Source organism: Trichococcus flocculiformis (assembly GCF_963662535.1).
GTDB lineage: Bacteria > Bacillota > Bacilli > Lactobacillales > Aerococcaceae > Trichococcus > Trichococcus flocculiformis.
Genome location: NZ_OY759718.1, coordinates 2,630,652 through 2,657,281 on the forward strand (window position 1 = coordinate 2,630,652; position 26,630 = coordinate 2,657,281).

The 26,630-nt window shown below is 45.4% G+C and carries 30 protein-coding genes; 10 read left to right on the plus strand and 20 right to left on the minus strand.

What is annotated here, in order from left to right; genetic code table 11:
- Positions 1–9: 9 nt before the first annotated feature.
- Positions 10–939 (minus strand): ABC transporter substrate-binding protein, encoded by a 930-nt coding sequence (locus tag ACKPCD_RS12450; protein WP_321433410.1) that lies wholly within the window; start codon positions 937–939, stop codon positions 10–12.
- Positions 940–941: 2 nt separating this feature from the next.
- Positions 942–1,736 (minus strand): ABC transporter ATP-binding protein, encoded by a 795-nt coding sequence (locus ACKPCD_RS12455; protein ID WP_319996067.1) that lies wholly within the window; start codon positions 1,734–1,736, stop codon positions 942–944.
- A gap of 167 nt (positions 1,737–1,903) precedes the next feature.
- Here ACKPCD_RS12455 and ACKPCD_RS12460 point away from each other — a divergent pair, with 167 nt between their 5' ends.
- Positions 1,904–2,923: an NAD(P)/FAD-dependent oxidoreductase gene (locus tag ACKPCD_RS12460; RefSeq protein WP_321433411.1), complete on the plus strand. Its 1,020-nt coding sequence runs from the start codon at positions 1,904–1,906 to the stop codon at positions 2,921–2,923.
- 342 nt (positions 2,924–3,265) lie between these two features.
- Here the strand turns inward: ACKPCD_RS12460 and ACKPCD_RS12465 are convergent, their stop codons facing one another.
- Complete coding sequence (locus tag ACKPCD_RS12465; protein ID WP_068624170.1) at positions 3,266–3,478, minus strand: hypothetical protein; 213 nt, start codon at positions 3,476–3,478, stop codon at positions 3,266–3,268.
- A 270-nt stretch (positions 3,479–3,748) separates the two neighbouring features.
- Between ACKPCD_RS12465 and ACKPCD_RS12470 the strand changes: the two genes are divergently transcribed.
- The gene (locus ACKPCD_RS12470; protein WP_321433412.1) at positions 3,749–4,636 is read left to right on the plus strand and encodes a fructose bisphosphate aldolase; all 888 of its coding nucleotides are present in this window, start codon (positions 3,749–3,751) and stop codon (positions 4,634–4,636) included.
- Positions 4,637–5,059: 423 nt separating this feature from the next.
- Entirely contained in the window at positions 5,060–5,854 is a 795-nt protein-coding gene (locus ACKPCD_RS12475) for a nuclease-related domain-containing protein (protein ID WP_321434572.1), read from the plus strand.
- A gap of 548 nt (positions 5,855–6,402) precedes the next feature.
- On the opposite strand, the gene ACKPCD_RS12480 is transcribed toward ACKPCD_RS12475, so the two are convergent.
- From ACKPCD_RS12480 to ACKPCD_RS12495, 4 genes are read right to left on the minus strand one after another with little or no spacing between them, the layout of a single operon-like run.
- Positions 6,403–7,062 carry an amino acid ABC transporter permease gene (locus ACKPCD_RS12480; RefSeq protein WP_321433413.1) on the minus strand — a complete coding sequence of 220 codons (660 nt, stop codon included), beginning with the start codon at positions 7,060–7,062 and terminating at the stop codon, positions 6,403–6,405.
- The gene (locus ACKPCD_RS12485) at positions 7,059–7,781 is read right to left on the minus strand and encodes an amino acid ABC transporter permease (protein WP_321433414.1); all 723 of its coding nucleotides are present in this window, start codon (positions 7,779–7,781) and stop codon (positions 7,059–7,061) included. The genes ACKPCD_RS12480 and ACKPCD_RS12485 overlap by 4 nt, the downstream gene beginning before the upstream one ends.
- Positions 7,781–8,614: a transporter substrate-binding domain-containing protein gene (locus tag ACKPCD_RS12490; RefSeq protein WP_321433415.1), complete on the minus strand. Its 834-nt coding sequence runs from the start codon at positions 8,612–8,614 to the stop codon at positions 7,781–7,783. Before ACKPCD_RS12490 ends, ACKPCD_RS12485 begins: the two co-directional genes overlap by 1 nt.
- A 40-nt stretch (positions 8,615–8,654) precedes the next feature.
- On the minus strand, positions 8,655–9,377 hold the full coding sequence (locus ACKPCD_RS12495; RefSeq protein ID WP_086942428.1) for an amino acid ABC transporter ATP-binding protein: 723 nt from the start codon (positions 9,375–9,377) through the stop codon (positions 8,655–8,657).
- A gap of 468 nt (positions 9,378–9,845) precedes the next feature.
- On the opposite strand from ACKPCD_RS12495, the gene ACKPCD_RS12500 reads away from it, so the two are divergent.
- Complete coding sequence (locus ACKPCD_RS12500) at positions 9,846–11,063, plus strand: HAD family hydrolase (protein ID WP_288927655.1); 1,218 nt, start codon at positions 9,846–9,848, stop codon at positions 11,061–11,063.
- Positions 11,064–11,256: 193 nt separating this feature from the next.
- Here the strand turns inward: ACKPCD_RS12500 and ACKPCD_RS12505 are convergent, their stop codons facing one another.
- The gene (locus tag ACKPCD_RS12505) at positions 11,257–11,667 is read right to left on the minus strand and encodes a hypothetical protein (protein WP_086987918.1); all 411 of its coding nucleotides are present in this window, start codon (positions 11,665–11,667) and stop codon (positions 11,257–11,259) included.
- Between the two features lie 187 nt (positions 11,668–11,854).
- On the opposite strand from ACKPCD_RS12505, the gene ACKPCD_RS12510 reads away from it, so the two are divergent.
- Positions 11,855–12,349: a hypothetical protein gene (locus tag ACKPCD_RS12510; RefSeq protein WP_321433416.1), complete on the plus strand. Its 495-nt coding sequence runs from the start codon at positions 11,855–11,857 to the stop codon at positions 12,347–12,349.
- Between the two features lie 317 nt (positions 12,350–12,666).
- On the opposite strand, the gene ACKPCD_RS12515 is transcribed toward ACKPCD_RS12510, so the two are convergent.
- Together ACKPCD_RS12515 and ACKPCD_RS12520 are read right to left on the minus strand one after the other, a co-directional pair.
- Positions 12,667–14,115, minus strand: coding sequence for an MFS transporter (locus ACKPCD_RS12515; protein WP_321433417.1), 1,449 nt, complete (start codon positions 14,113–14,115; stop codon positions 12,667–12,669).
- Between the two features lie 469 nt (positions 14,116–14,584).
- Positions 14,585–15,478 (minus strand): SDR family oxidoreductase, encoded by an 894-nt coding sequence (locus ACKPCD_RS12520; protein WP_321433418.1) that lies wholly within the window; start codon positions 15,476–15,478, stop codon positions 14,585–14,587.
- A 248-nt stretch (positions 15,479–15,726) separates the two neighbouring features.
- Here ACKPCD_RS12520 and ACKPCD_RS12525 point away from each other — a divergent pair, with 248 nt between their 5' ends.
- From ACKPCD_RS12525 to ACKPCD_RS12540, 4 genes are read left to right on the plus strand one after another with little or no spacing between them, the layout of a single operon-like run.
- On the plus strand, positions 15,727–16,605 hold the full coding sequence (locus tag ACKPCD_RS12525; RefSeq protein WP_321433419.1) for a helix-turn-helix domain-containing protein: 879 nt from the start codon (positions 15,727–15,729) through the stop codon (positions 16,603–16,605).
- Positions 16,606–16,633: 28 nt separating this feature from the next.
- Entirely contained in the window at positions 16,634–17,590 is a 957-nt protein-coding gene (locus ACKPCD_RS12530) for an FAD:protein FMN transferase (RefSeq protein WP_288926878.1), read from the plus strand.
- A 41-nt stretch (positions 17,591–17,631) separates the two neighbouring features.
- Positions 17,632–18,240, plus strand: coding sequence for an NADPH-dependent FMN reductase (locus ACKPCD_RS12535; protein ID WP_321433420.1), 609 nt, complete (start codon positions 17,632–17,634; stop codon positions 18,238–18,240).
- Between the two features lie 18 nt (positions 18,241–18,258).
- Entirely contained in the window at positions 18,259–19,455 is a 1,197-nt protein-coding gene (locus ACKPCD_RS12540) for an NAD(P)H-dependent oxidoreductase (protein WP_321433421.1), read from the plus strand.
- Between the two features lie 125 nt (positions 19,456–19,580).
- Here ACKPCD_RS12540 and ACKPCD_RS12545 read toward each other — a convergent pair whose 3' ends face one another.
- The 8 genes from ACKPCD_RS12545 to ACKPCD_RS12580 all read right to left on the minus strand — a co-directional run bounded on the left by ACKPCD_RS12545 (position 19,581) and on the right by ACKPCD_RS12580 (position 24,088).
- Entirely contained in the window at positions 19,581–19,868 is a 288-nt protein-coding gene (locus ACKPCD_RS12545; protein WP_276645633.1) for a putative quinol monooxygenase, read from the minus strand.
- 8 nt (positions 19,869–19,876) lie between these two features.
- The gene (locus tag ACKPCD_RS12550; RefSeq protein ID WP_068558917.1) at positions 19,877–20,515 is read right to left on the minus strand and encodes a nitroreductase family protein; all 639 of its coding nucleotides are present in this window, start codon (positions 20,513–20,515) and stop codon (positions 19,877–19,879) included.
- A gap of 19 nt (positions 20,516–20,534) precedes the next feature.
- Positions 20,535–20,948 carry a MarR family winged helix-turn-helix transcriptional regulator gene (locus tag ACKPCD_RS12555; RefSeq protein ID WP_321433422.1) on the minus strand — a complete coding sequence of 138 codons (414 nt, stop codon included), beginning with the start codon at positions 20,946–20,948 and terminating at the stop codon, positions 20,535–20,537.
- A gap of 214 nt (positions 20,949–21,162) precedes the next feature.
- Complete coding sequence (gene bsh, locus ACKPCD_RS12560) at positions 21,163–22,137, minus strand: choloylglycine hydrolase (protein WP_321433423.1); 975 nt, start codon at positions 22,135–22,137, stop codon at positions 21,163–21,165.
- Positions 22,138–22,422: 285 nt separating this feature from the next.
- Positions 22,423–22,551, minus strand: coding sequence for a hypothetical protein (locus ACKPCD_RS12565; protein ID WP_068558923.1), 129 nt, complete (start codon positions 22,549–22,551; stop codon positions 22,423–22,425).
- Between the two features lie 134 nt (positions 22,552–22,685).
- On the minus strand, positions 22,686–23,078 hold the full coding sequence (rpsI, locus tag ACKPCD_RS12570) for a 30S ribosomal protein S9 (RefSeq protein ID WP_068558925.1): 393 nt from the start codon (positions 23,076–23,078) through the stop codon (positions 22,686–22,688).
- 13 nt (positions 23,079–23,091) lie between these two features.
- A complete protein-coding gene (gene rplM / locus ACKPCD_RS12575; RefSeq protein ID WP_068559350.1) occupies positions 23,092–23,535 on the minus strand; it encodes a 50S ribosomal protein L13 in 444 nt (147 codons plus the stop codon).
- 199 nt (positions 23,536–23,734) lie between these two features.
- A complete protein-coding gene (locus ACKPCD_RS12580) occupies positions 23,735–24,088 on the minus strand; it encodes a hypothetical protein (RefSeq protein WP_086987901.1) in 354 nt (117 codons plus the stop codon).
- A 245-nt stretch (positions 24,089–24,333) separates the two neighbouring features.
- Between ACKPCD_RS12580 and ACKPCD_RS12585 the strand changes: the two genes are divergently transcribed.
- Positions 24,334–25,446 (plus strand): PLP-dependent transferase, encoded by a 1,113-nt coding sequence (locus ACKPCD_RS12585; protein ID WP_276645625.1) that lies wholly within the window; start codon positions 24,334–24,336, stop codon positions 25,444–25,446.
- A gap of 96 nt (positions 25,447–25,542) precedes the next feature.
- On the opposite strand, the gene ACKPCD_RS12590 is transcribed toward ACKPCD_RS12585, so the two are convergent.
- Entirely contained in the window at positions 25,543–25,809 is a 267-nt protein-coding gene (locus ACKPCD_RS12590) for a chorismate mutase (protein WP_086987899.1), read from the minus strand.
- Between the two features lie 11 nt (positions 25,810–25,820).
- Entirely contained in the window at positions 25,821–26,594 is a 774-nt protein-coding gene (truA, locus tag ACKPCD_RS12595; protein ID WP_086987898.1) for a tRNA pseudouridine(38-40) synthase TruA, read from the minus strand.
- Between the last annotated feature and the right edge of the window lie 36 nt (positions 26,595–26,630).

Below are 26,630 nucleotides of genomic sequence, written 5' to 3' on the forward strand. Positions count from 1 at the left end.
CGTCCCCTCTTATTCCGCTAAAAAGGATTCCTCGAAGAAGTCCAGTTGGTAATCCAAAGATAGCGAATCATTGAAATAAAATGTCTCGGCATCCGCCACAAACACTTGGTTATTCTGCACGGCCGGTATGTTCTGGAACCATTCAGCATCCAAGAAGCTCGTTTCCGGATCGGTTGCGGCCAAGCTCAAGATCAGGTAGTCGCCGATGTAATCGCCGAGCACCTCTTCGGAAATGGCATAATAACCTGCATCCAAGGCGTTCTCTTTGACCGTTTCCGGCATATTCAGGCCCATTTCCTGATAAAGGATTTCCGTGCCGCGTGCCCAGTTATCGCCGAAAATGTACATCTGTTTTTCGAAGTTCTCGGCAACTGTTACTGTTGCTTCTTCGCCGATTGCTGCCTTGATTTCTTCTCCAACAGCCTGCGCTTCTGTCTGGAATTCCTCCACCCACGCGACAGCTTCCTCTTCCTTGTTGACTACTTTCCCGATTTCCACGATCTGATCCAGGTAAGAAAGGTCGCCGTATGTGAACAGGACGGTCGGCGCGATTTCCGACAATTGATCGGCATTTTCGATATTGTCCAAGCCGATGATCAAATCCGGTTCCAATTCGAGAATTTTTTCGACGTCGGCATTCGAAACGACTGCGACGCCTGAAAGACCTTCGCTGAAATTCGGGTTACCGGCTGACCAAGCATCCACGCCGACGATGTTGATGTCGAAGTTGATGAGATCCCCAGCATAGGACGACAGCACCACTACCCGTTCCGGGTTTGCGGGAACCGCGATTTCTTCGCCGTCGACCGTTGTGTACGTCACCGTTTCGGTTGCTGCGCTTTCGCTAGATTCATCGGCTGTGTCCGTAGCGGAGCAGGCTCCCAAAATCAATCCGGCACTCAATAACATTGTCAGTGATAGTTTGTTTATTTTTTTCATGTTCATTCTCCTCTATTTATCAATTCGTATCCGATGATGACGGGTTTATTTGTCTTTGCGTCCGGCTGGATGGTCGGACGGATGTTGAAGATGGACGCGATATTCGCGGCGGTGATCACTTTATCCGCCGCACCTTGACAGACGACTTTGCCGTCCGCTAGCGCCACGATATGGTCGGAATAGAGCGAAGCCTGATTGATGTCGTGCAGCACCATCACGATCGTATAACCTTCCTCTTCATTCAGTTTCTTGAGCAGTTCCAAAATTTCCAGTTGGTAACTGATGTCCAGATAGGTCGTCGGTTCATCCAAAAAGATGATGTCGGTTTTTTGCGCCAACGCCATCGCCAGCCAGACCCGTTGCCGCTGCCCGCCTGACAGTTCATCGATATAGCGGTGACGCAGCTCGTCGATTTGCGTCTTCTTGATGGCCCAGTCGATGATTTCCTTGTCCTCGCTGCCCAATCCCCTCAAGCCTTTCCGGTGCGGGAACCTGCCGTACGAAACGATCTCTTCAACCGTAATGCCGGAAAGGTTTTCCTGACGCTGCAGCAGGATTGCGATCCGTTTCGCCAACCGTTTCGTATCCATCGTAAAAATCGAAACACCGTCCAGCAGAATGTCGCCGCTCGAGCAAGTCAGGATACGCGACATCGCCTTCAATAAGGTCGATTTTCCGCAACCGTTCGGTCCGATGATTGTTGTGATTTTCTGTGGTGCGATAGTGACTGAGATATTTTTCACAATGATCTGCTTGTCGTACTTGATTTGCACCTCCTCAACTTTCAGGCTGCACATGCCTTCATTCCCCTTTCTTTATCCTTGCAGAAGCGATTCATTTCCGGATCGTTCTTGACATTTTCGAATAAAAATTATTTAATTGATAATGAGAATCATTCTCATTTATAATTTATTCTATTATCATTCATAACATCCAATTAGTCAACAGAAAATGAGGTGGTCTTTTGAACGAAGTATTTGACGTAACGATAATCGGTGGCGGGCCTTCGGGTCTGTACAGTGCTTTCTACAGCGGTTTGCGCAATCTGAAGACGAAGCTGATCGAATCCCAGCCCGTCCTTGGCGGCAAAGTCAACCTGTACCCAGACAAAATCTTATGGGATGTGGGCGGTCTGACACCGATCACCGGCAAACAGTTCCTTTCCAATTGCATCACGCAAGGCCTGACGTTCCATCCGACCGTATGTCTGAATACGGAAGTCAGCCTGATCACCAAAGTCGCGGGCGTTTTCGATATCCGCGCCAGCAATGGTGCCCATCATTATTCGAAAGCAGTGATCCTTGCATACGGCAGCGGCATCATCACGCCGAACAAGTTGGAGGTGGACGGTGCAGAGCAGTTCGAAAGGACCAATCTGCATTACATTCCGAGCAGCCTGGATGCATTCCGCAACAAGGAAGTTTTTCTTTCAGGGGGCGGAAACACAGCAATCGAGCAGGCGAACGAATTGCTGTCCATCGCAAACGGCGTGACATTGGCTTACCGCAGTAATGAACTGCGTGCCCATGAACACAGCGTAGAAAGCTTCTGCAACAACGGCGGCACATTGCTTCTGGAAACGCAGATTCGCTCCTTACATTCTAATCGCCAAGGCGAAATCGAAGCCGTTTCCCTCTCGGTCGGCGGTGAGCATCGGACAGTAGTTTCCAACGCAGTGATCGTCAACCACGGCTTCGCCAGCAAACAGGCGATTACTTTTGGGGATGTAGTGGAGCTCACGTTCAACGAAAACAATTTTATCGAAGGCAGTCCCGACAGCACGATCGGCCATCCCGGCATCTTCGCGGCAGGCGACGCGATTGCCTACACGGGCAAAGTCAATCTGCTCGTCGGCACCTTCCAGGATGCCGTGAATGCCGTGAACAGTGTCAAACAATACCTGAACCCCACCGCTGAAAAGCACGCGATGGTGTCCTCGCACAACGAAGCCTTCGTTGAAAAAAACAAACAGTTTAGTTTGTAGATTTGTAGATTTGTAGATTTGTAGATTTGTAGATTTGTAGATTTGTAGATTTGTAGATTTGTAGATTTGTAGAAAAGCAGCCGAGGGGAGTCCCCTTGGCTGCTTTTGCGTTTCTGGCACCTTTCGTCGGCTGTTCAGCATTCGTTCCTTACAGATCAGCCGACGAAGTGAGTACCTGTTGACTATTCATCATTCATTCTTCCCACAACAGTCGACGCCTGAACCGTTTGTCGGCTGTTCCGCATTTATTCTTCCCTAAACAGTCGACAACCCAAAAATAAAACAAACGCAAGCCAAGTCTCATTCCAAGAATGATCCCTGCCCTGCGCCACTTTTCCTCTGTCAGATTTCGTATTCGACAGCCCGTTTGGCTGCGTCCTCGGTTGCTTCTTTGTACATTTTGCGGGTTTTCTTCTTGCCGACGCCTTCCACCCACCATTGCCAGAAATCGTCGTCCTTGTGATGGGAAATTCCGCCCATCAGTATGCCCCTTTTATAGACATTATATTCGGTATACTCTTTATTTGTTTTGTCCGATGTCAGCCAAATGATCATCTGCACGCCTTCTTTCGTTCGATTTTGTTGATATGCTCTTTATAAGTGCTTGAAAAATCCCATAAAGCAACTCTACTCCAAAAACAAAAAGGTTTCAATAAAAAATAATTTCCATATCAATTCTAGAGCTGCGTACCATCAAAATGTACAGGGCATTTCACTCAAAAATGCATAACATTAGTGCTATACTGACCTTAGAGATCCTGATTCCACGAAAAAGCAGGGCCGGATTCGGATTTCGGAAATCTGAAAATCAAAGGGGTTTGAATCATGAACAAAGAGCAATTCGATATCATGAAAAATCGCAAAGGTTTCATTGCAGCGTTGGACCAAAGTGGCGGCAGCACTCCCAAGGCACTGGCTTTGTACGGTATTTCGGAAGATAGCTATAACGGCGAAGAAGAGATGTTCACGCTAGTCCATGAGATGCGCTCGCGCATCGTCACCTCGCCGGCTTTCAGTTCGGAACACATCTTGGGAGCCATCCTGTTCGAACAAACGATGGACCGCAAAATCGATGACCTCTATACCGCCGACTACCTATGGGAAAAGAAACGTATCGTACCCTTCCTGAAAGTCGATAAAGGGCTTGATGCGGAAGCTGATGGCGTCCAGTTGATGAAACCGAATCCGGATTTGGGCGCCCTGCTTGCGCGCGCAAACGAGCGCCACATCTTCGGCACCAAAATGCGTTCCGTCATCAAATCTGCCAATCGTGAAGGCATCAAAAAAGTCGTCGCCCAGCAATTCGAAGTCGGCAAGCAGATCATTGCTGCGGGACTGATCCCGATCATCGAACCGGAAGTCGACATCCATAGTGCAGACAAAGCTGAATCGGAAACGATCCTCAAGGAAGAATTGTTGTTGGCGCTGGATACGTTGAATCCGAACCAATTTGTGATGCTGAAACTCTCGATTCCGAGCGTCGATGATTTCTACAAAGAACTGATCGCTCATCCGCAAGTCGTGCGGGTCGTGGCACTATCAGGCGGCTATTCGCGTGAAGAAGCCAACGAAAAATTGACCCACAATCCCGGATTGATCGCGAGCTTCTCGCGGGCGTTGTCCGAAGGTCTGAGCGCCGGTCTGACCGAGGATGAATTCCGGAACACCTTGGCCGAATCGATCCAATCCATCTACGACGCGTCGATTGTTTGATGGGTTATGCAAAGATAAATGCCTTTTTGTGCCTTCCGGTAGATTGAAAAACTGAATAATTTTTGCTTATCCGACACCTTGCGCAACGTTTACTCTCCGGTTCTCGGATTCTTCTGGGTTATCCGACAACGAGCACGACGATTCCTCTCCGGTTGTAGGATTCTTCTGGGTTATCCGACAAATCACAGAATGCTTGCTCTCAGGTTGTCGGATTCTTCCGGGTTATCCGGCAACCGGAATAGAAACTGTTTACAATAAATTCATTCGCACGTTCTTGCGTATAGTCACTATAGTAGTACTAATAATAATTGAGGTGATTGTTATTAGTACAAAGAACGGATTAAACCCGAGCATCTACGAATTTTAGAAATATTACTTACTCGCACGAAAATATCAAGAGATGATTACTATTATTTCCTCAATCTGAAAAAGGGTTTCGAAGGGGAGCTCGTATTTGATGCGTACACCAAGCAATTCAAATTAGATCATTTCTTTTTGAATGATCTTCAGTTAGAAATAAGGCGTGCTCCTTTCCAAGTAGATGCTCTAATGATTCGCACCAATCTGCTTATCCTGTATGAAATCAAGAATTTTGAAGGAATCTATAAATGGGGAGCGGAGAAATTCACAAAAACAACCGGAACAGAGTTGGAGAATCCATCCTTGCAGCTGCAGAAAACGAAAGTACGTCTGGAACTTTTACTCCAGGAAAAAGGATATTCGTTAAAGGTTGACACCTATGTCATCTTTGTCAATCCGGAATTCACATTGTTGGGGACGCCAAATGACTCCAATTTTATACTTCCTAGCCAGATTCCTGGTCATTTTCGTAACATCCAGGCAGCCCCTGAGCTGAATGCCGAGCAAATAAAATTGGCTGAAACACTGATGAATCTCCATGATTCCAGCTATCCAAGAAAAAAGACGCAATATACTTATTCAGATTTAAAAAAAGGCATCACGTGCCCAGAATGCGGAACTTTAGCGGAGAAATTTAGCGGATATTCCCAAGTTTGTACCAAATGCGGAAACAAAATGAACGTCAATAAGGCCATACGATCAAGCATCGAGGACTTTCACACACTGTTCCCGGAAATTAAATTGACATCCCGCCGTATGATGGATTGGTGTGGTTGCGGCAACGACATGCGCGTGTATAGAGTTCTCAAGAAAAATTATCGAATGATAGGCAAAAATCGCGGTCGATACTACATTTGAAACAAATCCAGGCGTGGGTTTCTTCAGTTTACAACTGAAACTTTTTTAGAATTAAATACTACTCAAATGCCATACTTTATCCGACATCACACAGAGCGTTAGTATTCCGGTTGTCGGATTCTTTGCGATTATCCGACAACTCGCAGAACGTTTGCTCTCCGGTTGTCGGATTCTTCTAGGTTATCCGACAACTCGCAGAGCGTTTGCTCTCCGGTTGTCGGATTCTTCCGGGTTATCCGACAACTCACAGAGCGTTTGCTCTCTGGTTGTCGGATTCTTTGTGGTTATCCGACAACTCACAGAGCGTTTGCTCTCCGGTTGTCGGATTCTTCCGGGTTATCCGACAACTCACAGAATGTTTGCTCTCAGGTTGTCGGATTCTTCGTGGTTATCCGACAACTCACAGAATGTTTGCTCTCAGGTTGTCGGATTTTTCCGGGTTATCCGACAGCCCAAAGGAAACCACCTGTACAGAACTTTTTCAATCAAACAAAAAGCTCCCGAATTACAGCATAATACATCGCTGTAATTCGGGAGCTTTTCAAATTTTAAGCATTCTGCGCATTGCGCTTGTGCCAGCTTCGGACGACTGCCGAAAGCGTAAAGCAGATGATGAAATACACCAACGCCAGGAAGGCATAAATCATGAACACTTCCTGTGTTTTCGTCACTTTTCCGAGGATAACTTGCCCACTTCTTGTGAATTCCATGATCCCCAGACCAGCCAAGAAAGAAGTATCCTTGATGGTAGTGATCACTTGCGACAGCAGTGAAGGGACAATCTTCTTGAATGCTTGCGGCAAAACAATGTACCACAAAGACTGCATGAAGGAAAAACCTTGAGAATGGGCAGCTTCGAATTGCCCTTTCGGTATCGAATTCAATCCTCCGCGCACGATTTCGGCTACAACGGCCGATGTGTACAGGAACAAGGCAAAAGATCCTTTCAAGGTTATTGTGCTGCCAGGTATCAAGAAAGAACACGAAAGCATCCACAAAAGTAACGGTGTATTCCGGAAAAGCTCGATGTAGGCACCAGCCAGTTTTCCGAATACTTTTTTCTCATAATTACGCAACAGGCCCAATACCGTACCGAAGATGATCGAAAGGATGACGACACCGACAGAAATCAGCAATGCCAGTTTCAATCCTTCCATCATGAACGACACATTCGCTGGTGTGAAGACTGTTCTGATCGATTCCATCATTCCATCACCTCCGGAATATCTACGCCAACGTTGACAATAACCGTATCATTGTCTTTCAGTTTTTGCTCGTATTTCCGCGCAAATGTTGCAAGCGGGAAGCATAGCAGGAAGTAAAGCAATCCGGCAACCGCATAAGCAGGTCCGTAGTTCAAACTGTAGGAAGCATAAGAATCAGCTACATACATGAGGTCCGCTCCGGCGATGATCGCCAATACGGAAGTATTCTTGATCAAGTTGACCGCTTGATTGGTCAAAGGCGGCAAAATGATTTTGACCATCTGCGGCAAGATGACGTAACGCATTGTTTGGATATAGTTGAAGCCCTCTGAGTAAGCTGCCTCTTCTTGGCCTTTCGGAACAGCGAGGATACCTGCACGAACGACTTCAGCGATGTAGGCACCGTGATACATCCCTACACCGACTACCCCGATCGTAAATTCGCTCAGCACCAAGCCTGCCATCGCAAGCCCGTTGTACATGAAGAAGATTTGGATGACCAACGGGATATTCTGAAACATTTCCACGTATATTCTGGCAACAGCACGAGGCAATCGGCCTTTTGCCGTGGACATGGTCCCCACGACAACCCCGATGACCAAAGCCAGCAACAACGCCAACACAGCGACTTGGAGTGTCCGGATAAATCCGGCTCCAATGTCGCTGCTGTTTTCAAGAAGGCTTTCCCAACGCCAGAGAGCGAATGGATTGGTACTTCTCATTACTCGCCCAATCCCCACTCAGTAATCATTGCATCAAGGGTGCCGTCTTCTCCCCATGCAGTGATTAAGTCATTAACAGTCGTTGCCAATTCTGTGTTTGATTTCTTGATCGCAACACCATAATCTTGTGTAGCGAAGCGGTCTTTCAGGATTACAGTCGAATCATCCAAGTAGCCAGCCAAGATGGATCTGTCCACGCTGAATGCATCCACACGGCCGGAATCCAAAGCAGCTTTGATTTCTGGATAAGTAGCATATTCTGAGTAGCTCAAGGAAATGCCGTATTGCTCAGCTTCAGCGTTGATTGCATCAGCAGTTGTTGAACTTTGGGCAACCCCGATTGTAGCACCGTCCATGTCAGCCAGACCAGTGTATCCTTTGTCTTTCTTGACCAACAGGCCGACTGCATCCACATAATAAGCATCAGAGAAGTTATAGGTTTCTTTACGTTCTTCTGTAACTGTGAATGTTGCGATGACCATATCCACTTCGCCGTTATCCAATAATGGACCACGCGTTTTTGCAGTTACCGGAACCAATTCAATCGCTTCAGCATCGCCTAAGATTTCTTCAGCGATTTTTTTTGCGATGTCGATTTCAAAACCTTCGATTTCGTTTGTTTCAGTGTTTCTTAATCCAAAATTCGGCACATCTTCTTTAACGCCGACTTTCAATACGCCTGCTTCTTTGATTGTTTCTGCGGTCACTTGACCGGAAGCATCTGTTGCGGAACCAGCCGCAGAATCTGCTGTATCCGTAGCATCACTACCGCAAGCACCCAAGAACAATGCAGCCGATAAACATAACGAAACCCATAGATTTTTCTTTTTCATACCCAATTCCTCCTATAATGTTGTATTCCGAAAAGATCGGTTATCTTAAAATTTTACCCAAGAAGGCTTTCGTCCGCTCGTTTGTCGGATTGTCGAAAAAGTGCTCCGGAGTGCCTTCTTCAACAATCATGCCGTCAGCCATGAAGATTACCCGATCGGCAACTTGTCTCGCAAAACCCATTTCGTGCGTCACCACAACCATCGTGATGTTCATGCTGGAAAGTTTGATCATGACATCCAATACTTCCTGAACCGTTTCAGGGTCCAATGCCGAAGTGGGTTCATCAAAAAGAATGATCTTTCGCTGTGAACAAAGTGCTCTTGCGATTGCTACTCTTTGTTGTTGTCCGCCTGAGAGTGTTGAAGGATAGACGTTCGCCTTTTCTCGCAATCCGACGATATCCAAATATTCGTAAGCCATCTCTTCCGCTTCTTTTTTGGTTTTCCCTTGCAGCTTCATAGGGCCGATTGTCAGGTTGCCTAACACGGTCATATGCGGATACAAATTAAATTGTTGAAAAACCATTGCAGAGGAATGACGGACAATGTCCAACTTGTTCTTAGGTGTGACTTCTGTGCCGTCTATAAAAACTTTTCCGTCTGTAGGCTCTTCGAGGAAATTCATACAACGGACTGTCGTACTTTTACCTGAACCGGAAGGCCCGATAATAACCACTTTTTCCCCTTCGGCAACTTCAAGGTTGATATCCTTCAACACATGGTTGGCGCCGAAATACTTGTTTACGTGCTCTAACTTAATCAATTTTGCCTCAACCCCTTTTATGCTCGCCATCACGCTGCTTTAATTTCAAGAGCATGGATTGGATCCTTGTCAAGAAAGGACCTCTTCTTATATTTATACCGTTAAGCAAAATTATAATGAAAGCATGATTAAAAATCAATTAAATTCTTCCGCGAGAATGTTAGATTTTCTAACACGAATTTCCCGTATTCTTACTTAATTGTTAAAAACCGCCTATTTTATGCCTGTTTTATGAGAAAGCCTTCCACGATTCTCGCTTTTATATAAATCTTTCTGCTTTAATGTAGCATCCTGAGGCAAAAAGCTTCATTTAAAATAAATAACCGACATAGAAACTTATCGATAATTCTCATTTCATTTCAATGTTCTTGTTTGATTGAACTAAAGGAGCACATTTCAGTATATCTTTCAGCCGTTTTTTGATAAAATGACTGCGTATGAAAATTCCATGATAAAGGGGTACTTACTTTGCCAGAAAAACATAATAAAATTCTTTCTTCCAAAAACTGGGCACCACATACACACCAAGCGCTGAATGCTGTCATCTCTTCTTACGGGAACCAAAGCAGTTCATTCGATCCGGCTGCCCCTCCTTATGTTGTCTTTGATTTCGACAACACTTCCGCCATCATGGATATAGAAGATACTTTGATGCTTTATATGTTGCTGCATTTGGATTACCGTTTGACGCCTGATCAGTTCCATGCGATTTTGACGGATGGCCTCGAGAATGTCGGCGCAACAGTGGACACGCTCCTCGATAAGACCAATCCGCTTGCTACGATCGGCAATATCGCTGACGATATCAAAGTAGCCTATGCTTGGTTGTACAAGCAATATGAAGGTTTTATGCAAGGCGGGACCCTCTCGTTGGAAGAAGCAAAAAAGTCTTCTTATTATGAAGAATTCGCCGCAAAAATTCGTTTGTTCTACACGGTCATCAACGGTGACTTCAAAAGAAAAGCCGGCTATCCTTGGATGACTTACCTTTTTGCGCAACGCAGCAGCGAAGAGTTACGCCAGTTGGCTTACCAATCGATTTCTTATTGGTTGCAGTACGGAAAATTCGAACGCGTGACCTTGACGAGCCCGGCTGATTTGACGAGCAAAGCCGGCGTCATCGTATCGCATTACGATACTGGTTTAGCCTTCCCGAATGAGTTGAAGGAACTCTATCATGTTCTGCAGGCAAACGGCATCGTCGTCTATGTCATTTCGGCTTCACCTGTAGATGTCGTCCAAGTCGCCGCAACGCATCCGGACTTCGGTTACGGATTGGACAACGAACACGTCATCGGCATGTATTACAACAAGGATGAAAACGGCCTGATCCAGCCAAGCATGCAACCAGGCAAAAATATTACGAAAGGTCCCGGTAAAACAGCCGTCATCACAGAACAGCTGATGCCGAAGCACAACGAAAAACAACCGCTGATGCTCTTCGGAGACAGCACCGGCGACTACGATATGATGATGGAACTGAAGGACACCAAACTCTGCGTTCTCTTCAACCGTTACATGAACGATGACACTCAAAAATTGGCGCGCGAAGCTTTCCGCACAATTGAGGACGAAAATCCGCGCATCGTTCTGCAGGGTCGTGACGAAAATAAAGGCAGCCTGCGCCCTTCCGAGAAGACGATCCTTTTGGGAACCCAAGAAGAAGTACTCATCCACGAAGCGTAAACAAAAGAAGCCTACGCACAATTTTTTATTGTGTGGGGCTTCTTTTTTGAGTATTTTGTGCTTTTTCGTATAGGCCGATATGCTTGCTTGCTACTTGTCCGATTCTTCGTGGTTATCGGACATCCCACAGTTGCCCCAAAGGCAAACCATAATAAAAATGGGCATCCTCGATCAGGATACCCACCTCTTTTGATTATAAAATGATACGGGATTCGAATTTTTGATGGCAGGTCGGACATTTCACTGTCTTCTTGCCGCGCTTGACAGGCAAACGCAAAGTCGTTTTGCAATTCGGGCACTTGCGGAAACGGGCCACCTTGATTTCCTTGAATCTTCTGAAAAATAGTTTAAGCTTTTTCTGGTTCGGCTGCCACCACTTTAGGAATTTGCGATTTTCCTCCGCGCGTTTATAGATTTGTTTCGAATAGACTCGGAACAGCGCCCAGAAAATCAGGAGTTGCGCCACTATAACCAACACACCCAAGTCCGTCATTGCACCCAAAAAGTACAGCACCATACCGGAAATGATCAACGCGTTGTAAAGCTGATCGGCACCGTATCTGCCGCGCATGAAAGTCATCAGTTTTCTTTTCAATTTTTCCAATCGGATATCCCCTTACTTCTTCGTCTGCCTACTCCTGGAGCCGAAAAAAGGCTGCAGGAATAAGCGCTATTGTCCCATTATAGCACAGCACATCCTTATTAAAGGTTAAGAATAGTTGAAAATGAGCGGAGCGAGAAAACTCTGTGATACAATAGAAGGAAACGTTATAAACAAACGGAGGTGTATCATGGGTATACTAGATTTTTTCAAAAAAGGATCCAAAGAAAAGGTTCAGCCTGTTTCCGACACTTCAGAACAAGGAAACAACGGCGTCGGCCGAATACTATTCCAGACACGCTGGAAAGGTAGCGCATTATTCGCGGAAAATAGTCTTATCCAAAAAGTTGCAGAGCGCATCATTCAGGAAGATCCGTTCTGTAAACCGTTCGGAAGTCTTGATGATGAAGCGATTGCTCGGACTAAGCGGCGGATCTATGAATACGAACAAGTCACAACGGTGAATGTTGCCATCAAAGACGGCAATCTGATGATTGAAGGTATGTCCTTGGGAAAACTTCCTGCAGAACAGTGGAACGAAATAAACCCTTATTATGGAAAAAATGATTTCACCGCATTCGTATATGTCACCGGAGGACGCTACAAAGCTTATTCGGATGATTCAAAAACAGTCGAAACCGCTTATACACCTTATGATCTGGACATTTTTGTCCAGTTTGAATGAAGTAAAAACAAGGGGCTCTCTCATTTGAGGGATCCCCTTGTTTGTTTTGTGTTATTGAGCAGGCTGGGACCGAAGCACAGGATGCGATCGGGATACTCCTTCTCCGGCGAAGGCTGGTTTGGCCGGAGAAGCGCACAGGATCAGAGCCCCAGCTCCGGCAAGCCGATGTTCGCCGAAGCTGGGAATGAAATAGTTTCAGCTTCTCCGGCAAGCGTTAGCTTGGTCGGAGCTGGGGCTCGGACATTCCATAAATGACAGCAAAAAAAGAGGCACCACCCTGACCCAACAGGATGGCGCCCCTTTAACGAGCTAACTTATTATTTTGCTGCTTTACGGCGTTCTGACAAGATCGCTACGTTTTCTGCAACTTTTTCTTTGGTCAATGGATAGATGAACCATAGGCATAGCGCAACGCAAGTGTAACCGATAGCCGGTACGATCGTAGCTACATCGTAAATACTGTCAAGAACAGCTTGGTCTTGGGTTGCAGCCGCTGAAGCATAACCGATAGCAGCCAAAGCGAAACCGCCCAAACCGCCGGCCAAGGCTTGACCAAGTTTTCTGGAGAAAGAATAGACGGCGTATACTGTACCGCTATCTGCAGTGCCTGTTTTAACTTCTTGATAATCGATAATGTCTGTGATGAAAGCCCAGATGACTACGTTGAAGTAGTTCATTCCCAGACTTGCGAGGAACGCCATCGGCAAGAAGACCATAACATTGTCTGTATGAATGAAGTACAGAACTGCATATACGGCCGCTGAAAAGAATAGCGCAACTGTTGCTGATTCTTTTTTACCGAAACGGGAAGCAATTTTGTTTGCGAAAGGCGCAAGCATAAGGGTGCCAATAGTACCGAGGATACCGGCGACAGCCAATGTCTTGGAGCTCTTGAAGTAATCGGCGTAAAGATAAGCATTCATCGTGTTCACCAACAGCATGGACAACAACAGGAAGATTGCAGCTGCGATGATACCTCCAAGTGCGCGGTTTGTTGACAAACCTTTGAAAAGGACAGCCATTTCTTTACCGAAAGATTGTTTTTCAGTTTCCGGTTTTTGTGGGATCTGAACACGTTCGATCGTGAAGTGATAGCAGAACTGATACAGTGCGAAAGCAAGAACTGCAAAGATTGCAGCAAGGATTGTGAAGCGTTCAGGAATAACGATTTGTGCACCGTTTACATCAGTCTTGTAGACGAATAACGGAACAAAGAAGGAAATGAAGATGCTGGCAAGGCTGGCTCCCATGCTGCGGAATACAGAAAGGGAAGCACGGTCTTCAGGCTTCTCGCTGATTACGGATGCCATCGATCCATAAGGGATGTTGATTGCTGTGTAGCAGATGCTGCCCCAGAAAAGGTACGTTACAAAGATGTAGACGATTTTTGCAGTCATGGACCAGTTTTGAACGACTGATAAGAACATCAGGAACCCGGCGATAACAGCGAAGGGTGCTACACGCTTGATCCAAACCCGGAAACGACCGTCTTTTGAAGGCTTCAAAGTATCAACAAGTCGGCCCATTCCCATATCCGTAAAAGCATCGACAACCCGTGCCGACAAGAACAACGTACCAACAACTGCTCCACTGATGCCCAATACTTTTGTATAGAACAACATCAAGAAAGAACTCGAGAAAATGAAGAACAAATCATTTGCGATGTCCCCCGCCATATAAGCTAATTTATCCAGTAATCCGAATTCCCTTACATTTTTCTTGTCATCGGTTACATTTTCTACTTTATTTGCGCTTGCGTGTTGCATTTCATGACCCCTTTTCTTTTATTGAATAAAACGACGCTGAACCAATTGATAAAATAAGTAAAATTAATTTCATAATGCGATATTCGGTTGCCATTAAAAAACAATAAACGTTTTCAAATGAGACGTCGTAACATTTACACACAGAATATACCACGCATTTTTTGCTCATACAACAGATTAATTATTAACAATTTGTGAACGTTTTTCACGAAATCTGTCATATCCTTGCTCCACCAATGATGTAATCGATGACAAAAAGACCAACTATCCACATAGTAAGGCGGATAGTTGGTCTGAAAATTAACGCTTTATTTTGACCTTCGTCACAATTGTTTCATTCCTGATCGGTTAGCTTTTTCTCTAACGAGCTATGGTGTCTGCTGGATGTCTCCAGTGTTAGCACAAGAATGAGTGAAAATTATTTTTTCTGAACAACATTTCCAGTATTGTCCGATCGATGATTCAGAAATCACAAATCGATTACATCGCCGCCGGTCACGCCATAGATTTGGGCGGTCACGTAGCTGGCGTTGTTGGATGCCAGGAAGACATAGACATGCGCCAATTCGACCGGCTGCCCTGCCCTACCCAGCAAGGTTTTCTGCCCGAATTCCGGCAAGGCGCCGTCGGGTTGTCCGTGATCCAATTGCAACGGCGTCCAGATTGGTCCCGGTGCTACTCCATTCACGCGGATGCCTTTCTTGGCGAACTGTTTCGCCAAACTGATCGTGAAGCTGGCTATTGCGGATTTGGTTGCGGCATAATCCATCAGATGACCGCTCGGATCATAAGCCTGGATCGAGGTTGTCGTAATGATGGCGCCTCCCGCCGGCAGATGCGGCTCAGCAGCCTGCACCAGCCCAAACATCGAAATGATGTTGACTGTGAACGTATCTTTGACTTGTTCCAACGGCAATTCCGAAATGGACTCACGCGCAATCTGTTGGGCGGCATTCAATACAAGCGTATCCAGACCACCCAATGCCTCGACGGTCTTATCGATTATTTCTTGGTATTTGCTTTCATTCCGAAGGTCGTATGGAAGCAATACAGCCTTCCTGCCCGCCTTCTCTATATATTCAGCGACTTCTTTTGCATCGCGTTCTTCACCGGGGAAAAATTGAATCGCTACATCGGCGCCTTCTCTGGCATAAGCTATCGCTGCAGCCCGTCCGATTCCGGAATCGCCACCAGTAATCAATACCCGGCGATTCTCCAGCAAATGATTGCCCACATAGCTTTCCTCCCCGCAATCGGGTTCAGGTAGCATCTTATCTTGCAAAGCTGGGGTGTGTTGATCCTGATCTGCAAATTTTCCAGTGTGATACAACTCGCGTGGATCCTTCAAAATAGGTTCAGTCATCTTATTCACTCCTTTGTCTTTGTATGAATAGTCTAATATATTTACTTACAATTTGGAAATGATAAGCCTTTTCAGGAGACGGGGTGCATCTTCCAATCGTCATTTTATATATTTTTTTATATATTCTATTGACCCTTATATTCAGTAAGCGTATAATCACTCATATAAGCAATGTGAAATTAAATACAAAACGAATCCGAATCTTCGTCGTCGCCATCCGAGCCACATGGATGATTAGGGAGGTAAATATGAACATCGAACGATTTATTGAAGCCCGCAAAGCATTAGCCCTCTCGCAGATGGAACTGGCAGAGGGGATCTGTACCCAAGCTACATTGAGCCGCTTCGAGAACAACGGGCAAGTCCCGAATCTTAAAATTCTGATTAAACTGTGCAATCGCTTGAACCTTCCCTTAGGAGAGTTGTTCCCTAAAGTAGGCGTCAAGTATACAGAAGCGACAGAAAAAATGAATAAAGCAGAATTCTTTTTGATCACAAGTGAATACGACCAGGCTTCGGACTTGCTGCGAAGCATCGCTTTGAGCGAAATCGAAGAAAACAGCCTCGCTCTGCGCTTCCATTATTTGAACGGGTTCGTCATGATTGCGCAGCAGATTTCAGTGACAGATATTTTGTTCACTTTCGATCAAATTTTGCTGGCCGATGATAGGTCAGAGACTGAAATCTTTCGCTTGCTGGCTTATACAGGTATCGGCATGGTTTACAGCCGTGAAAAAAGTCCGGATAAGGCAGAGTTCTACTTCAGCAAAGTGCTCGAAAAAATTTATGCTTACCCGATCAAAACGACAGAAGACATTTGGCGTGTACTGAATATTGTATTCCAAAGCGGCACTTTCTTCTCCCAAATCGATGAGATCGAACTGAGCAATGCGTTGCTATCTTATGCTGTTTCTATTTGTTCAGACAATCACGTGACCTACTATCTTGCCCGTGCAGCCATCCAGTTGGCCAAAAATGCCATCATCCAGGGGAAGCCGCAGCAAGAAGTGCTGGAATTGATCCATGATGCCAGAGCCTATTCAAAAATCAACAAAAACACGATTGCGCTGAAAGAATTGGCGCAGTTGGAAAGCGCGATCCTTTCGGGGAATCCCGCAACAGAATGACACGGTTATCCTGAAGGTGGTGGAAAATATGGAACAAAAAAAAGCAACGGTCCGTCTGATGGGAACAATCATCGATCTGCTTGTGACGCACACGCACCCGGACGCTATTTTGGAGGAGGCGATCCGACGCCTACGAATATACGAACAACGTTTCAGCGCCAATGATCCAAAGTCGGAGCTGATGCAGATCAACCATTTGGCAGGCAAAGCTCCTCTTGCTGTCCATCCTGATTTGTTCCACTTGATCAAGGTGGGTAAATACCATAGCTTAGCCCCCAACAGTCGTCTGAATATCGCCATCGGACCGCTGGTGCAGACTTGGCGGATCGGTTTCGGTGATGCCAAAGTCCCGGATGCCGAAGAGATTCAGCGGCTTCTTGAAATCACCGATCCCAATAAAATCCTCTTGTCCGAGAAGGATCAGACCGTTTTCCTTCAGCAAGAAGGTATGTCCATAGACTTGGGGGCTTTGGCAAAAGGCTATATTGCCGATCTCCTGACGGACTACTTCAAGAAAGCCGGTGTAGCCTCAGCTCTCATCAATTTGGGTGGAAATGTCGTTGTGTTCGGACCATCCCAAAACAATGAAGATCCCTATTGGCGCATCGGCATCCAAAATCCGATGCTTCCCCGCGCGCATTATAGCGCGGTATTGAAAATCCAGAACCAATCAGCGGTTACCTCTGGTGTGTATGAACGGCAGCTGGAAGCCCAAGGCAAGCACTATCACCATATTCTGGACCCACAGACCGGCTATCCGGCAGAAACGGATGTCATCAGCTTGACTGTGGTTGCCGATGATTCTGTCGATGGGGAAATCTGGACGACGCGTTTATTCGGCCAACCTGCCGACGTGATCCTAGCCGCATTAGATCACTCGGAAGCCATCGACGGCATCCTGATCACGAAAGACGGTAGCCTCTACTGCTCCAAAGGCTTGGAAAACCGGCTGCAACGCAAACAACTTTCTCAATCACGTGTTTAAATGATTCATAAAAAATTTACAAATTGGAAGGAAGTATTCACATGAATAAATTAATCGGCCTCGTCGGCACAAACTCGGACCACTCCACTAACCGCATGCTGTTGCAATACATCCAAAAGCATTTTGCGGATAAGGCAGACATCGAAATCGTCGAAATCAAGGACCTGCCGATCTTCAACAAACCGGCAGACATGCAGATCCCGGCTGAGGCGAAAGCCTTGGCGGAAAAGATCGAAGCAGCTGACGGCGTCATCATCAGCACACCAGAATACGATCACGCAGTTCCTGCTTCCCTGATGAGCGCTTTGAGCTGGTTATCCTACGGCATCTACCCCTTCGTCGACAAGCCCGTCATGATCACAGGGGCTTCCTATGGCGTACTGGGTTCGTCACGGGCGCAAGCGCATTTACGTCAGATCTTGGATGCGCCGGAATTGAAAGCCCGCATCATGCCAAGTTCTGAGTTCCTGCTTAGCCATTCTTTGCAGGCTTTCGACGCAGACAACAACCTGAAAAATCCAGAACAGATCCAGGAGCTGGAAGGCTTATTCGAGGACTTCCAAATGTTCATCAACATCATGAAACAACTATCGCACACCCACGCTGCACACGTAAAAGCAGCTGAAAACTTTTCTTGGGAAAATAACTAGAGATCGGAGACAAACATTATGAAATTAGTCGGTATAGTAGGTTCCAACGCGGAAGTATCATATAACCGTATCTTGTTGAAATACATCAAAAAGCAGTTCAGCCACTTGTTCGACCTGGAGATTTTGGAAATTAAGGACATCCCTTTGTTCAATCAGAGTGATGACCAAACAAACAGCGCCCCTGTCCAAAAACTGACCCAAAAAATCCTGCAGGCGGATGGCGTCATCATTGCCACTCCTGAACATAACCATACAATTCCTGCCAGCTTGAAGAGTGTACTGGAATGGTTGTCCTTCAAAATCCATCCATTGGAAAACAAACCGGTCATGATTGTGGGAGCTTCCTACTATGATCAAGGATCTTCTCGGGCCCAACTGCACCTGCGTCAAATTCTCGATGCACCAGGCGTCAATGCCATCGTCCTTCCGGGTAATGAATTTTTGCTGGGAAAAGTCAAAGAAGCCTTCGATGAACAGGAAAATCTGAAAGACAAGCGCACCATCGATTTTCTGGGCACTTGTCTGGATAAATTCACTCAGTTCATCACGTTGGTCTCTGCTGTTGAAGGACCGAAAAAACCGGTGCTCGAACCGGAAGACCTATACGCTACCGGAAAAATCGCAACAACGATTGAAGGCGTCGATAAGGAAGCCGATGACTGGTTGGAACAAGCGGCTGAGCTTGTGGGCGCTGTGGAAGGCAATACCTACGTCAAACTGGAACGCGGCTTGTTGACTGTTGATCAGCTGAATTACTTCCTGGCGTCGATGCCGATGGAATTGACGTATGCAGACAGCAACAACCAATTCCTTTACTACAACCATACGAAACCTGCCGAAGAAATGCTCGCTGCGCGTGTACCTGGCCAAGTCGGCAACCCGCTTTCCAAATGCCACCCGGAAAGAGTGCATAAAGGAGTGGAATGGGTACTTCAACAATTGCGTTCCGGCACAATGGATGCCTTCCGTGTCAACGTTCCGACGCATGGACCGGACAAGTATGTCGTGCATAATTATCAAGCGCTGCATGACAAAGACGGCAACTATGCCGGCGTCAACGAATATATTCTGGACTTCAAACCGATCATTGACTGGTATCTGGCCCAAACCGGCCAAAAACTGATTGGCGATGTCGATGCCGTTTCCAGCGCTTCCGTCAAAGACCACCACAGCGATGATGTGGATGCTGGTACAAGCGCGTCGGTTAAGGCATAAGCACTGCGCAGAGATGCTTTTCATCTCCAAAAGCAAAACCTATATCAAAAAGACCTCATACTATAAAGTAATGAGGTCTTTTTGGATAGAGTTTAGTATAACTATTTTAACGGAACGATATTTTATTACTCTTTTACAAAACTAACCGTTATTTTAGGTGCATCGCGACTATAATCCGGAACTTTCTTAGCGAAGTTTTGCAAATGAGACGTTGCATTATGTAACTCAATTGCTTGTTGATTTTCCCATTTTTCAACCATTACAAAATTATTTTCATCTGTAACTGCTTCGTAAAGTTGATAAGACAAGCAACCTTCTTCTTTTCTGGATGCCTGAATTAATTCCGAAATTTCATTTAAAAATTGTTTTTTTTGCTCAGGTACAATATAAAATTCTGCATTGATTACTATCATTTCTCCACCTACTTAAAATTAGTGATTTTCTCTGGCGCAAACCGTACGGATTCATAGCCTTCTTCCATTGCTTTACCGATTGACAAGATCATAACCGGCACATACCGTTCCTTGTCGAGATCGAACGCATCCGCCAACTGATCTGCTTCAAAGCCGCCGATAGGGTTGGTGTCATAGCCATGGGCGCGGGCAACCAGCATGAATTGCATCGCTGCCAAACTAGAATCGATTTTGACAACATCATTCATCTGCTCTTTAGAAAAGTTCTTGTAGTAAGGAATGATTGCGGCTAATTGTTGGTCTCGGACTTCGGCGGACATTTTGCCTTGTGCAACAGCTGCATCGTAGATTTCTTCTCCGTACTCGTAGCATTGCATATCGCCGAATATCAGAACCATTGCTGACGAAGTATCATTTTGTCTGGTATTGAAACGGATCAGCGGTTTCAATTTGGCTTTTGCTTCTTCACTCTCAACAACCACAAAACGCCAAGGTTGCATATTCACGGATGAAGGTGTAGTCGTAGCTTCCTGAATCATTTCCAACATTTCTGCTTGACTGATTTTAAAATTTTCATCATAAAGACGGATCGATTTTCTTCCGAATGCGATATCCGAAAAATCGTTATTGATAAATTTATTGGTCATGTTTATAGCCTCTTCCTTTTTAACTTTGTAAGTATAGTTTATTCAGCAAAATGGATAATTGCTCTGCTTCCTCGTGGCTTAATGACAGTGATAAGGAAAATTTCCCCTGATCATGTTCTTTTCCGCACGCCTCCAAATCTTGGATTGCCCTGTCGGATAATTGAACAAAGACCTCTCGGTTGTTCTCAGCATTCCGTTCCCGGATGACATAGCCCTTTTGTTCCAATATTTTCAGATGGCGTGTAATAGCCGCGCTGTCTATCTTCAGTTCTGTCTGAATCTGATTTTGGGAACACGTCCCCTTGTCTTTCAGGAACATCAGCATCTCATAGCGCGTCAAGCTGAAACCTGTTTCTTTTTCGAACAGCGTATTGATCTCCTGATTTGTGAGCTTAATCTGATAAAGCAATCTGCTGATTTCTCTCAAGTTCATACCAATTCACCTCGATTTTGCGGATTATCCTGACTGATCAAACAATTGACTTGTCAACTGTTGACCTGTCAATCATAACGCAGGAACTAACTTTTGTAAAGTAACTTGCTTAAAATTACCCGCTATCCAAAAAGAGCCTCGTCTTTGGGACAAGGCCTTGCAATGAAAATAGATGGACTGATCAATCGATTTCTAATTTGAACCGTTACAGCTATTAATTGATGTTTCGAACTTGCTGAGAAGTAATCAATTCAAAGGTTTCAAGTTTACTTCCGTCCAAATCTGCACGATTCAAATAGACTGCACTGATTTGATTGTTACTGTAAGTTTTGTAATAATAAATGCCTTTTTGCGTATTCATGCATGCCGAATAGATCGTTAGTTCTTCTCTGCCATCTTCGTTGACGGCACACCCTTTTGTAAAGGCCACAGCATCCAAAATATGGAAAAATTGAGCCACCTCTGAGCCTTCATCTGTTTCTTCCGTCGCATTCGCTTTCGTAAAAGCAGCACGCACAAATCGCGATGGAGAAGAAAGATCTCCTGGTAAGCCGATACTGCCCATACCGATGCTAGATACCGACAAATCCACTTTTCCGGAGAATCGATTGTTCGGAGGGGCTGATGTAAGATTCAGGTAATTATTCAGATTCGTCAAATGATAATCAAACGTTGGGTTATTCGTCAGGACACCCACTGGATTATCAAATATCTTCAATCCATGCGACATAGGTTCCACAACAATCGAGCGCTTCTGATCTGAGATGATCCAATGCAGCGGTGCCAAGGGCAGAAAATCATTGAATGATTCATTTATCAGAATCGTATTTTTCAATACAGCCACGGCTTCTTCCACACTGCTGCAGTTGCCGAGAATAAAGGGAATGAATTCGAAAGGAGCAATATTTTCCATTCCTTCTTTTCTGGACAAATAACAGGCATTCCCAGGAAAATTTAGTCCCGCCATGCATAACCCTTTTTCATTCATTGCATCATAATACAGCGGATAATTATCGATTACCGCAGCCATCCCGATCATCGCCCAGTGAGACTTGATTGCTGCTTCATTCCTGAACCGAAATTCAAACTGCCGTGGAGTAATCGTTACTTTCTCGTTGAACGAAACATCTAAGTCCAGATTTCTGCCAAAATAAAAATTCATCCCTTCATATGTCACTGCCGTACACAAAAAAAATTCCTCCAGTCCTTTGCAGAATACAGGCTATTCTTTTGTATTGTTTCCCTTACTATATTCCTACATTTGGTGAGGTGCAATCACAAAGCTCTCGAGAGTGTTTTCTCTTTTTCAAATGATCTTACACTTAATTCTGACTCCAAACAAAAAGACCGCACTCTTTCGAATGAGATCTCCAGATTTGAGATATGCTAGCGATCAGAACTTGTTCATTCATACAACGCTAATTACTTGTACAGTATTTCAGTTTTTCATTGCCCCAAAGTTTTATAAGCCAGCTTACTTATTAAAAATTTTTGGACCTTTACGCATGTTCTTGATATCATTTTTCGGCGTGTCGATTTGCTTGGATTTTCCGCCGCCTTGTTTATTCTTGATTATCTCTAACATTTTCTCTTTTGGACTCACTGTTTACACCGCCTTTGTTGATGGAATGCTCCATACTTTCATTTTATTGAATTTATGCCATAAAAAAAGCACCAGCAAGATGCCGATGCTTTAAGGTTGTTAATTGATTTTTCAGAACGTTGATACAATAAATGTTAACGTTTAGAGAATTGTGAAGCTTTACGCGCTTTTTTCAAACCTGGTTTCTTACGTTCAACCATACGTGGGTCACGTGTTAACAGACCAGCTGCTTTTAATGGTGCGCGGAAGTCAGGATCTACTTCTAGCAATGCACGAGAGATACCGTGACGAGCTGCTCCAGCTTGTCCAGTGAATCCGCCGCCGTTTACGTTAACGAAGATATCGTAGCTACCTAAAGTACCTGTAAGGTTTAAAGGTTGTTTGATTACTTCATATAAGTAAGCGAATGGGATGTATTCTTCCATGTCTTTTTTGTTGAAAATGATTTTACCTGTTCCTGGTAATAAACGTACGCGTGCAGTCGAATTCTTACGACGACCAGTTGCGATATATTGTGCTTGTGCCAATGAATTTCCCTCCTTAAATTAGGTTAGTGATGTCTAAAACTTCTGGTTGTTGAGCTTCGTGTGGGTGAACTGCTTCACCGTATACGTGTAACTTAGTGAATTGTTTAGCGCCTAAAGAGTTCTTTGGCAACATGCCTTTAACAGACAATTCAACTAATTTTCTTGAGTTCTTAGCACGTAATTCACCAGCTGAAATTTGTTTTAGCCCACCTGGATAACCTGAATGACGGGAATAAATTTTGTCAGATGCTTTTTTACCTGTTAATGTAACTTTGTCTGCATTGATAACAATCACATAATCACCAGTATCTACGTGTGGTGTGAAAGTTGGTTTGTTTTTACCGCGTAAAATAGTTGCAACTTGTGTTGATAAACGTCCCAATGGGATGTCAGTTGCGTCGATTACGAACCATTTACGGTCCATTTCGCTTGCTTTAGCCATGTATGTTGTACGCACGTTTGTTTCCTCCATATTCTTCTCTGTCTGTTTGATCCAATTGAGTTTCCGGGGCTCATCGTGGGGCAAACAATACCGTCTTATATGATACGACATTCCAAAAGGATTGTCAATGATTCAAATGAAATAATTTGTCCTTTTCATCCCCAAAAAAAAGTCTCCACATACCACATAGCTGCGATTGTGAAGGCTTCTCTGATTATTTCTTCAGATGTAAATATAATTGCTCGATGACCTCGGCCGGCACAAACGGATAGGCCCCTTTTCCGGATGTCTTGTAGGGTTTGAATGCTTCGATAATAGCATGGTCTTTCACGATGTCTTCCACCGCAACGAACGCGCCTTTTTTTGTGAGCGTCACTTCAAAAGCTTCATATTCTTCAACCGGGACATTCTTTTTCGGGGTCGAGTAATGCGCCATGCTGGCCTGCACGGAAAGGATCACATCGTTCGGACAACCGATTGCTTCATAAAATTGGGGCATAGCAGCAGCCACAAAATCCGGCACATCGCCGCGTGGGATCCGCTTGAGTTCCTTTGTGAACGTTACCATTCTTACACACTCCTTCATTCGTTCTTATACTTCCATTATACGCGAGTTTCAGTATTTTAACACCATTCGAGAGAAATAACCGTTCAAGCATGATCGATTATTCATCTCACCATCACTGACTTAAAATACATAAAAATATTGACCACTTCAAACCCTCGTGCTACCATTGCACTAACATAAATTTTAAATGATAAAAGGATGGCAATATACTTGTGTATGTCATTTCGCATAAAGGAGAATCGACGATGGAAAGTATCAGCATTCAAAGCTATCTTGCACAATTAGGCAACAGAAAAGATCCGCATACCGGCGCCGTCAGTGCACCGATTTATTTGTCCACAGCTTATGGACATCCTGGTCTGGGCCAATCAACCGGCTATGACTACACACGCACCGCCAATCCGACTAGGGACATCCTTCAGGAAGGTTTGGCTGTTCTTGAAAATGGCGTTCAAGGGTTTGCTACCAGCTCCGGCATGAGCGCCATCCAGCTTGCTTTCAGCATTTTTCCGGCCAACAGCCATTTTGTTGCATCCAGGGATCTTTACGGCGGCAGCTTCCGCTATTTCCAGGATATGGAGAAAAAAGGCTTCTATTCCTTCACTTATGTCGATGACCCGATTGATATCACGTCCGCCATCCAGGATAATACGGCCGCAGTCTACATCGAAACGCCGACGAATCCGTTGATGAAGGAAACGGATATCGCCGCGGTGGCTGAGATCGCCAAAAAACACGGTCTGCTGGTGATTGTGGATAACACCTTCTACACACCTCTGTTGCAGCGTCCTTTGGATTTGGGCGCTGATATCGTCGTCCACAGCGCCACCAAGTACCTCGGCGGCCATAATGACCTGTTGGCTGGGGCTGTCGTAACGAACAATAAAGCACTCGGTGAACAGTTGGCTTTCCAGCTGAATACGGCCGGCGGTACTTTGGATGCCTTCGACTGTTGGCTCTTAGTCCGCGGAATGAAGACATTGCCGTTGCGCATGAAGCAGCATCAAGCGAATGCACAGGCAGTCGTTGCTTATCTCGAATCGGAAAAACTGATCAAATCGGTCTATTATCCGGGTAAAGGCGGCATGCTCAGTTTCACGCTGCATGATAAAGCAACTATCCCTGTCGTCTTGGATGCCCTGAATATTTTCACTTTCGCTGAAAGCTTGGGTGGCGTCGAAAGTCTGATTACCTATCCGACCACCCAGACCCATGCCGACATTCCGATTGAAGTCCGTGAATCTTATGGTTTGACCGACGATCTGCTGCGCATCTCGACTGGAATCGAAGATGCGGATGATTTGATCGCCGATCTGCGCCAGGCCTTTGCGAAGGCTGCTGTAACAGCCATAGTCTGAGAAGATAGATCGAAAAATAAAAGTTGCTCAAGCGCACAAAAAGCGGCTGCGGAAAAGATTTCGTCTTTTCCGCAGCCGCTTTTTCAGCATACTTTTTTATTCTTCGTTCTGTTTGGTTTCAAATGCCTTTGTGATTGTCATCAAGGAGCGGAAGAGGTCTTCCACGCTGTCTTCGTAGGCTTTGTTCTCGGTCAGACGGCGCACTTTATCCAACACCTTATCTTCCCTGGATTGGTCAAGAATCGGCAGCTTATGCTCTTTCTTGATCCGCGCGATCTCCGTCACTGCATCCATCCGGCGTTCGAACAGTTTTACCAACTCCCGGTCGATTATATCGATCTCCGCTCTTTCTTTTTCAAACATCGCTTTTCCCCCTAACCGTTCCTTAATTTTTCTTCATCATAGTAGACTTCCACGAGATACAATCCCTGCGACGGGGCTGTCGGTCCGGCTTTGCGGCGGTCTTTCACTTCCAAAAGGCGGTCGATTTCCTCGACCTTTTTCAGGCCGTCTGCGATCTGCAAAAGTGTCCCCACGAAAATTCTGATCATATTATAGAGAAAGCCGTTACCCCTGAAAGTGAAGACCAGCTCGTTATTCACTTCGTCTTTCCTGACGCTGGCTTCATAGACGGTGCGGACCAGATCGGTTTTATCCGTCTTTGTCGAGCAAAAACTGGTGAAGTCGTGTTCGCCTTCCAGTTTTTTGATGGCCTGCTCCAAATTCTCCATATTGAAGCGGTAAGGATGGTGCGTCGTGTAGAGTCGTTTGAAGGGATTCGGGAAGCGATCAAGATCGACCCGGTAAATATATTTTTTCCCTAGCGCGTGGTAGCGCGAATGGAAATCCTCTGCAGCGTGTTCCACCGATTTGATTAAAATGTCATCGGGCAGCAGGCTGTTCAGCGCCCGCAGCAGATGATCCGGCTTAATCGCAGCCGGGTAATCGAAATGGATAACCTGTCCAAGCGCATGGACGCCCGAATCGGTCCTTCCGGAAGCTTGGATCGGAATGATCTGCCCGTTTGACATTTTTTTCAACGCCTTTTCGATTTCCGTCTGGACACTGTTGCCGTTAGGTTGGACCTGATAGCCCACATAACTTGTTCCGTCATATTGCACGATGCATTTGTACCGTTGTGCAGTCATTGTTGGCGTATGCCCCTTTCTTATTTTGCTGATGTA

What these genes read in the sequence shown, in the direction of transcription:
- ACKPCD_RS12450 (WP_321433410.1), bottom strand. Translation starts at nt 939, where the DNA reads ATGAAAAAAATAAACAAACTATCACTGACAATGTTATTGAGTGCCGGA.
- ACKPCD_RS12455 (WP_319996067.1), bottom strand. Translation starts at nt 1,736, where the DNA reads ATGTGCAGCCTGAAAGTTGAGGAGGTGCAAATCAAGTACGACAAGCAG.
- ACKPCD_RS12465 (WP_068624170.1), bottom strand. Translation starts at nt 3,478, where the DNA reads ATGATCATTTGGCTGACATCGGACAAAACAAATAAAGAGTATACCGAA.
- ACKPCD_RS12470 (WP_321433412.1), top strand. Translation starts at nt 3,749, where the DNA reads ATGAACAAAGAGCAATTCGATATCATGAAAAATCGCAAAGGTTTCATT.
- ACKPCD_RS12480 (WP_321433413.1), bottom strand. Translation starts at nt 7,062, where the DNA reads ATGATGGAATCGATCAGAACAGTCTTCACACCAGCGAATGTGTCGTTC.
- ACKPCD_RS12485 (WP_321433414.1), bottom strand. Translation starts at nt 7,781, where the DNA reads ATGAGAAGTACCAATCCATTCGCTCTCTGGCGTTGGGAAAGCCTTCTT.
- ACKPCD_RS12490 (WP_321433415.1), bottom strand. Translation starts at nt 8,614, where the DNA reads ATGAAAAAGAAAAATCTATGGGTTTCGTTATGTTTATCGGCTGCATTG.
- ACKPCD_RS12510 (WP_321433416.1), top strand. Translation starts at nt 11,855, where the DNA reads ATGGGTATACTAGATTTTTTCAAAAAAGGATCCAAAGAAAAGGTTCAG.
- ACKPCD_RS12515 (WP_321433417.1), bottom strand. Translation starts at nt 14,115, where the DNA reads ATGCAACACGCAAGCGCAAATAAAGTAGAAAATGTAACCGATGACAAG.
- ACKPCD_RS12520 (WP_321433418.1), bottom strand. Translation starts at nt 15,478, where the DNA reads ATGACTGAACCTATTTTGAAGGATCCACGCGAGTTGTATCACACTGGA.
- ACKPCD_RS12525 (WP_321433419.1), top strand. Translation starts at nt 15,727, where the DNA reads ATGAACATCGAACGATTTATTGAAGCCCGCAAAGCATTAGCCCTCTCG.
- ACKPCD_RS12530 (WP_288926878.1), top strand. Translation starts at nt 16,634, where the DNA reads ATGGAACAAAAAAAAGCAACGGTCCGTCTGATGGGAACAATCATCGAT.
- ACKPCD_RS12535 (WP_321433420.1), top strand. Translation starts at nt 17,632, where the DNA reads ATGAATAAATTAATCGGCCTCGTCGGCACAAACTCGGACCACTCCACT.
- ACKPCD_RS12540 (WP_321433421.1), top strand. Translation starts at nt 18,259, where the DNA reads ATGAAATTAGTCGGTATAGTAGGTTCCAACGCGGAAGTATCATATAAC.
- ACKPCD_RS12545 (WP_276645633.1), bottom strand. Translation starts at nt 19,868, where the DNA reads ATGATAGTAATCAATGCAGAATTTTATATTGTACCTGAGCAAAAAAAA.
- ACKPCD_RS12550 (WP_068558917.1), bottom strand. Translation starts at nt 20,515, where the DNA reads ATGACCAATAAATTTATCAATAACGATTTTTCGGATATCGCATTCGGA.
- ACKPCD_RS12555 (WP_321433422.1), bottom strand. Translation starts at nt 20,948, where the DNA reads ATGAACTTGAGAGAAATCAGCAGATTGCTTTATCAGATTAAGCTCACA.
- ACKPCD_RS12580 (WP_086987901.1), bottom strand. Translation starts at nt 24,088, where the DNA reads ATGGTAACGTTCACAAAGGAACTCAAGCGGATCCCACGCGGCGATGTG.
- ACKPCD_RS12585 (WP_276645625.1), top strand. Translation starts at nt 24,334, where the DNA reads ATGGAAAGTATCAGCATTCAAAGCTATCTTGCACAATTAGGCAACAGA.
- ACKPCD_RS12590 (WP_086987899.1), bottom strand. Translation starts at nt 25,809, where the DNA reads ATGTTTGAAAAAGAAAGAGCGGAGATCGATATAATCGACCGGGAGTTG.
- truA (WP_086987898.1), bottom strand. Translation starts at nt 26,594, where the DNA reads ATGACTGCACAACGGTACAAATGCATCGTGCAATATGACGGAACAAGT.